The sequence below is a fragment of the Priestia sp. P5_B4 genome (assembly GCF_056400385.1).
This window is the reverse complement of sequence record NZ_JBFULJ010000161.1, coordinates 1-6,530: the sequence shown is the minus strand read 5'-3', so window position 1 is coordinate 6,530 and position 6,530 is coordinate 1. Positions and strand designations below refer to the sequence as shown.

The window sequence follows — 6,530 nt, the reverse complement described above, 5'->3', positions numbered from 1 at the left end:
CCTTTACTATCTTGTAAGAGTAGTTATGGTAAACAAATCATCCTTCTTTCGACAAGGCACGTGTGATTTACACAGCAAAACCTATTTCTTGGGGCAAAGTAGGTTTTCTATTTACATAGTTCAAAAAATTCTTATGCCAAAAGTTTTCTCTTTGCAGTGGGGTCCCTGAAAAATCCATTATGTTAACTAGAGATGAATAGGATATGCAGCCTAAAAAGAGAAAAAACTACCTTTAACCAAGGTAGTTTTCTCTATACACATTTGTTGTTAGGACGATGTTTTGTAACATCATGAGTAGTTTGCTCAAATTTTTAAATGTTATTCATAATGGACAATTCACTTAAAGTAGGCTACTGAATATAATTAATTTGGTAGTTAATATAATCTTTCCTTTAATTCCTTTCAAAGTACACTTATTACACACCAAAACCCTCTTCAATCATTGAAGAGGCTTTTGGTACCGAGAAAAATCCATTATGTTAACTAACTTTGCATATGATATACAACATAAAAACAGAAAAAACTCCTTGGTGTGGTAGGTTGTTTTTTCTTTAGGAAAGATCATGCTTATAGTTTCTGTTTCTTTATACAAACGCCCTGTCAAGGAATTCTTCTATTGCATAAATTATAATTTTAGGAAAAAAAAGGGAGGGGGGAAGAGTTAAGGTTGAGTGTTTTTTTGTCTAATTGGGATATACAATCTATTAATTTATGGCTATCAAAAATGCATCATTATAAGGATACAAGTAAAAGTCAAAGGGCTAACGAATCTCACATAATCTTACAGTTAACATACCAAAAGATTGGTAATGGTCGCCACCGTATTGTCTTTGATCTTAATAATGGATATGTATTAAAAGTAGCCCTTACTAAGAAGGGGATTCAATGTAATGAAAAGGAATTTAAAATATATAACCATTGTCGAGCTGAATTACGAAAACACCTCTGCCGAGTGAAAGAAGTTGGACATGGTTGGATCATAATGAAAAAAATGGACATTGAAGTTCCCGTTGAAATAAGTAATAAAGAATTAATCCCATTAAAAAACAAATTTAGCGATGCCGGAATCAAGCCTAGGGATATGGGTAATAGTAATATAAGGTTATCCAAGAAAGGTAAAATTACTGTCATTGATTATGGAAATTTTATTATGTATTGAAGTGAATATAGATACTGGAGTTGGCTATGCTTTTGGTCTAGAATCTAATCAATACCGAGCTTATTGGGTTCAGTTTTGTTCTGATAATGGTGATTATGTTAACTGACCTTGTATATAATATATAGTTTAAAAAACAGAAAAACTCCCAGGCGGAAGGGAGTTTTTCTGTTTTTTAACAACTGCAAATCCGTTAGGGAGGGTAACTGATTTACTGGGATTCAATGGGATGGTTCATTCATTCTATGTAAAGTAATCTAAAGGGTTTATATATATCTACAAAAATCCTATTATTTCTACCAGTGCAGAGTATGGGCGAGCATTTTTACTTTTTATACATATCTTAAAAGTATTAAGCATGTAGGGGGTGGAAATATGGGCTTTGGAGGTTACGGTGGCTGTGGTTATGGCGGCGGTTACGGCTATGGCGGTGGCGGCTTTGGTGGCGGCTTTGCTTTAATCGTTGTACTATTCATTTTATTAATCATTATTGGCGCTTCTTGTTTTGGAGGAGGCTTTGGTGTTGGTTGCTAATAATTAAAAATCATCTTTCTTTTAATTATTACTTACCTTTATTTCTCATTTTAAAAAGTTAGCTTTATGCTAGCTTTTTTATTTATCTTTACTGTTTATACATAGAAATTGCCGATAAAATTACATTATGTTAACTAGCTTTGTATAACGTATACAGCTTAAAAAGCAGAAAAAACTCCACAGCCGGTCGGGAGTTTTTTCTGCTACATTTATTTGATTAAAGGACTGATGCCTCACGGCGTCCTGAGTAGTTTGCTCAAAGTTCAAATGAAAAATTTTTAATTTAAGTCCTTAATATTAAAAACTATACATAAAGTGTAGGGATGGGAAAATCATTCTGTCTTTGGGCCTCAACTCTCAAAATAAGTTAGAAAGTGAGAGGGGATGATAAGGTTGAAGAAAACTTGGATCATTACACAAGATGAGAAAGATCAATACTTTGTTGATACTATAAATAGAATTCAGAAAAATGTTGAAGCCTTAAGGGAAATGGCAATAGAGACCAAGGAACAGAGTGTTGAAGTATCCTGTATGAGGATTTTGAAGGATTTGAAGGCTCTCAAAATTTATAGATAAATAAGCATCTTTCAGGTGCTAAAGGTTGGTTATTTTGTTTTGCGCCTAGCTACAATTTTCATTATGTTAACTAAAAATAAATACTATATGCAACTTAAAAAAACAGAAAAAACTACCTTAGAGTTAGGGATAAGGTAGTTTTTTCTGTTTCATGTTCATAGGACTTTTACGTTTTTGCATAGAATATTTTTATGAATTCAAAAGAAAAGGGAGATGATTTAGTGCATCAGCGAATAGAAACCAGAAAAGAGATACAACTCTTGGATTCTGAAATTGATTTGTGTAATCAGATTAGAAAATTATTGCTTGAAAGGGGTCAGAGATATTTAGAATCTAAACAAGAATATACGGAATACGAAGTTTTACAAATTGCTTTAAATAGACTAATGAATGAACTAACTTTTAGGTATTAAAAGTCTTAAAAACGATCTAAAAATATATAAAATATAAAGGATATAAATATTATGTGGAATGCTAAATAATAAATTTATCTAAGATAGAAAAAAGAGAAGGTCAGAAATGTGATCTTCCTTATTAGTTTATAGTTTCCGATAAACACATTATGATAACTACCTTTGTATATCATATACAGCTTAAAAGCAGAAAAAACTACTGCTTGGAGGTCATAAGTTTTGTCTCCAAAAGGCATCTTGAGTAGTTTGCCTATAAATTTAAACTTTATATTCATAGAGGTAACCAAGATTTCTTCAAAATAGTGACTTTTGGCTAGTACAAGTATATATAAAGTGCATATACTGTATTAGTCTATCATCTTTACTATCTTTGTAAGAGTAGTTATGGTAAACCATCCTTTTTTCGACAAGGATCGTATGATTTTAAACAGCAAAACCTATTTCTTGGGGCGACGTAGGTTTTCTGTTTACATAGTTCAAAAAATGCTTATGCCAAAAGTTTTCTCTTTGCAGTGGGGTTTCGGAAATCCGTTTTATGTTAACTAGGGCCTATATCATATACAACTTAAAAAGAAAAAGCTACTGAACAGGGATCAGTAGCTTTTTCTGCTAAGGAAGAAAATTAGTTGTAGATGCCTCACGGCTTCTTGAGTAGTTTACTCAGGCTATAGAGTTTTATTCATTTCTTATTTTATTTCCTATTTTGTATCATAGTAGCTTTTACATTTTGAGAAGACAAAGGTTTCTTGATAGAATGCTTGGATTGTATAGCCGTCTTTCAATAAGCACACGGTAAGATCTTGAATAGATTTGTTATTTGCACAAGCTGGAGGAATTGTGCCTATGGAAGGACTAATAAGTACCACTCTACCAGTTGTTTGATTGAATGTCACAAATATTACATTGCAATGGCGATAGCAATTTCCACGAAAATGATGTTCGGAAGACATATCATCACTTCCCTTCGTAAGACAAGATATATAATTATAATATGTAATTTTATAGAAAAAGCTTGGACGATTTTTGCTTCTTCTATGAAAATTAGAAATGATCAAAAAAGAAAAAACCACTGTTTATCACTAGGCAGCAGTTTTTCCTTTAAGATAATAGCAATATAGGAACTCAGGATCTATTGGAAGAGCAGGGGTATGCTCACTTCTATAGTATGCAAAGTAATAAAAAGAGTTTGGACAAGTGCTCATTCTATCTAAGATCTTTACTATTTTAATATTTACTTCTTAGAAAAGGGGACCACCAAAACCAACCCATTACCATCTTGCCTGCAATCTTAGCATAGATACCCCATTGTGATGGGAATGGCATACTAACCATGACCTTCTCTGTAGGTTACAAAGCTGATTCCTCCACTTTTCCAGGGCCATAAATTACGAATACTTAGAAACATGTAAATGAAACAATTCGTCTTGTATCTATACCAAAAATAGTCCAGAATCGCCCGTTCCATCTGAAACCAGCAACTGATCTCGGTCCCACAAAAATAGGGAAATACCAAAAACTTGACCCATTTCTAAGCCATATATATGTGTTACGGAATAAACACAACGAAATGGCTCCTGGATCCACTGCAAATGGTGTTGCTGTTTGCTGTTGTGGGATGAATGCTGGTGGTGGGGCAGTTGGAGCTTGCTGTCCACCAGGTGATCCCGGGAAACCATCGGGCGATCCTGGGAAACCACCGGGCGATCCTGGGAAACCACCGGGCGATCCCGGGAAACCACCGGGGAGACTAGGGTATGGGAACTGTGGGCCCAAAAGTCTTGGATAAGAATAAGAATCTATATAACTTACATCCATCTTTTTTCACCTCAATATATTATTAATACCTAATACAATATGAGAAATAGGCCAAAGATGTTCGGACCCTTATGAATATAGCAAAAACCCTTAAACAAAATATGTTAAAGAGTCTTTAAGTTTAGTCGTAATGGGATCTTATCTAATAAGATCCTATTATTTATTTCCGATAATAACGATTATGTTAAATAGTTCTGTGTATGATATACAGCTTAAAAACAGAAAAGGCACTGGCGTATATCAGTGCTTTTTCCGCAATCCCTGTTGTCAACTTGAAAACACAGTGAAGGTTCCCAAGTGGATACTTCTCAGCGTCTTGATTAGTTTACTCTATATTATAGTTTTTTACTTTTCTTGATGAACTAAGTAGCCCATTTTAAACCTAAATCCAATCGATATCAGTTGTTTGTACATATAATGCCATAACTTATGTATATTTGAAGCTTTTTCTGTTAGTTAATTATCCAGAAAAGGAGTGTCTATATGTCTAATTGTGGTGGATTTGGATTCGGTGGAGGTTTTGCTCTTCTAATTGTCTTATTTATTCTTCTTATCATTATTGGATGTAGTTGTTTTGGTGGCGGCTACGGAGGTTTCTGCTAATGCAATAAAAAAGCCTTTCAATTGGAAGGTTTTTTACATAGACCAAATGATTTTAACTTGTTTTATGATAAGTAAGTTTCTAAAACATTATAAATACATAAGATATGGCCAGTTTACTCCTCCATTACTTTATTATATGAATCTATCCTTTGCTAATTTAAAAGACTCCTGATTGTGCTCAAGATCAGGAGTCTTTTACTGCTCGTATCATAAAATTTGGAGGATATTAATATGCATATTTTATTATATGTTAAATTATGTAAATGTAATGGGCGAGTATAACCAGTTTTGTATTATATAAAAAAATTATGTTATTAAACGTTTGACTTATACCAAATTTCATTTTCTTCATAACATGTATTAAACGTGTTTGGAGGTGATTTTATGCCAAGAGGTCGTACAGGTAACCGTCGTACAGGTAACCGTCGTACAGATAACCGCCGTACTTCTCGTAACGGTCTAGATAATTTTCGAAGAGGAGATCGAATTCAGGTATTTTCTGCGGGAAGACAACTTGATGGAAACGGCATTTTTATTCGTGTAGAAAATGGTTTTTTAGTTTGGGAAGATAACTCAGGTAATAGAAATACTACTAGCTTAGAAGTTATTAGCATTCGTAGATTGCGTAGTGGTAACTGTCACTAATTTTTTGGACGAGTTTTAGCCTAATATCAAGAGAAAAGCTCTCTTATTCAGTAGAGAGCTTTTTGAATTAGTAAGATTTTAAAAAGATAGTATACATAAAATAAGTAGAGTTAATTTATTTATATACTCATAGTGAACTTGGGTTGACTGAAAGTACCTTAAGTCACAGATGTTTTAGATTGATATGTATTTTATTTGTGTTAGGCAAGTTACCTAATAAAGGATAAATTATAATCAGCGTTTAAAAGAGAACGGAGTAGATTTATGCCTTATTCTATTATTGTTGGTAATGTATTGACTAATRGGATTACTCAAAACGAAAATCTAGATTTTGGTCATATAGTACATAATAGTCATACAAATAATTCAAAATCAGTAAGGTTCTGTTTTTCTTTTGGCAAGACATCCCCCCTTCAGTGGCTCATATGTTAAATAATAATTGTGAACCAAATATTAGTGATCAAGGCCAAGTGGACAATACTGCAAACACTTAAATTTTAATAAATAATAATTTGTAAAAATATCCTTTTTGTTCACTTTCTTATTTGATGATTAATAGTAAAAAGCTTCTGGATGTTTCATTCGGAAGCTTTTTTATATAGGTGACAATAGTACAAGCTAAAAAAAATAAAGGAATAAAATATTTTATCTAGATTAAAAGGAGGGATAKATATGTGTTGTTGGAACAATATTTTCTTCTGTAGTTTCTGTGGTTGCAGACGTCGTCGCTGTAACCACAACAATAACTTTGGTGGTTGCTCTTGTGGTAGACATAATCATCATAACCA

General features: G+C 33.0%; 7 protein-coding genes. 6 read left to right on the top strand and 1 reads right to left on the bottom strand.

What is annotated here, in order from left to right; genetic code table 11:
* Positions 1–679 precede the first annotated feature (679 nt).
* The 3 genes from AC1DRF_RS13815 to AC1DRF_RS13805 all read left to right on the top strand — a co-directional run bounded on the left by AC1DRF_RS13815 (position 680) and on the right by AC1DRF_RS13805 (position 2,266).
* The gene (locus tag AC1DRF_RS13815) at positions 680–1,159 is read left to right on the top strand and encodes a hypothetical protein (protein ID WP_477740946.1); all 480 of its coding nucleotides are present in this window, start codon (positions 680–682) and stop codon (positions 1,157–1,159) included.
* Positions 1,160–1,615: 456 nt separating this feature from the next.
* The gene (locus tag AC1DRF_RS13810) at positions 1,616–1,690 is read left to right on the top strand and encodes a YjcZ family sporulation protein (protein ID WP_477740947.1); all 75 of its coding nucleotides are present in this window, start codon (positions 1,616–1,618) and stop codon (positions 1,688–1,690) included.
* A gap of 393 nt (positions 1,691–2,083) precedes the next feature.
* Positions 2,084–2,266 carry a hypothetical protein gene (locus tag AC1DRF_RS13805; protein ID WP_057237971.1) on the top strand — a complete coding sequence of 61 codons (183 nt, stop codon included), beginning with the start codon at positions 2,084–2,086 and terminating at the stop codon, positions 2,264–2,266.
* A gap of 1,808 nt (positions 2,267–4,074) precedes the next feature.
* Here AC1DRF_RS13805 and AC1DRF_RS13800 read toward each other — a convergent pair.
* Complete coding sequence (locus tag AC1DRF_RS13800) at positions 4,075–4,494, bottom strand: transporter (protein WP_477740945.1); 420 nt, start codon at positions 4,492–4,494, stop codon at positions 4,075–4,077.
* A gap of 483 nt (positions 4,495–4,977) precedes the next feature.
* Here AC1DRF_RS13800 and AC1DRF_RS13795 point away from each other — a divergent pair, with 483 nt between their 5' ends.
* From AC1DRF_RS13795 to AC1DRF_RS13785, 3 genes are all read left to right on the top strand, one after another.
* Complete coding sequence (locus tag AC1DRF_RS13795) at positions 4,978–5,097, top strand: YjcZ family sporulation protein (RefSeq protein ID WP_082612005.1); 120 nt, start codon at positions 4,978–4,980, stop codon at positions 5,095–5,097.
* 384 nt (positions 5,098–5,481) lie between these two features.
* Complete coding sequence (locus AC1DRF_RS13790; RefSeq protein WP_477740944.1) at positions 5,482–5,742, top strand: hypothetical protein; 261 nt, start codon at positions 5,482–5,484, stop codon at positions 5,740–5,742.
* Between the two features lie 264 nt (positions 5,743–6,006).
* Positions 6,007–6,174, top strand: coding sequence for a spore germination protein (locus AC1DRF_RS13785; protein WP_477740943.1), 168 nt, complete (start codon positions 6,007–6,009; stop codon positions 6,172–6,174).
* The last annotated feature ends 356 nt before the right edge of the window (positions 6,175–6,530 follow it).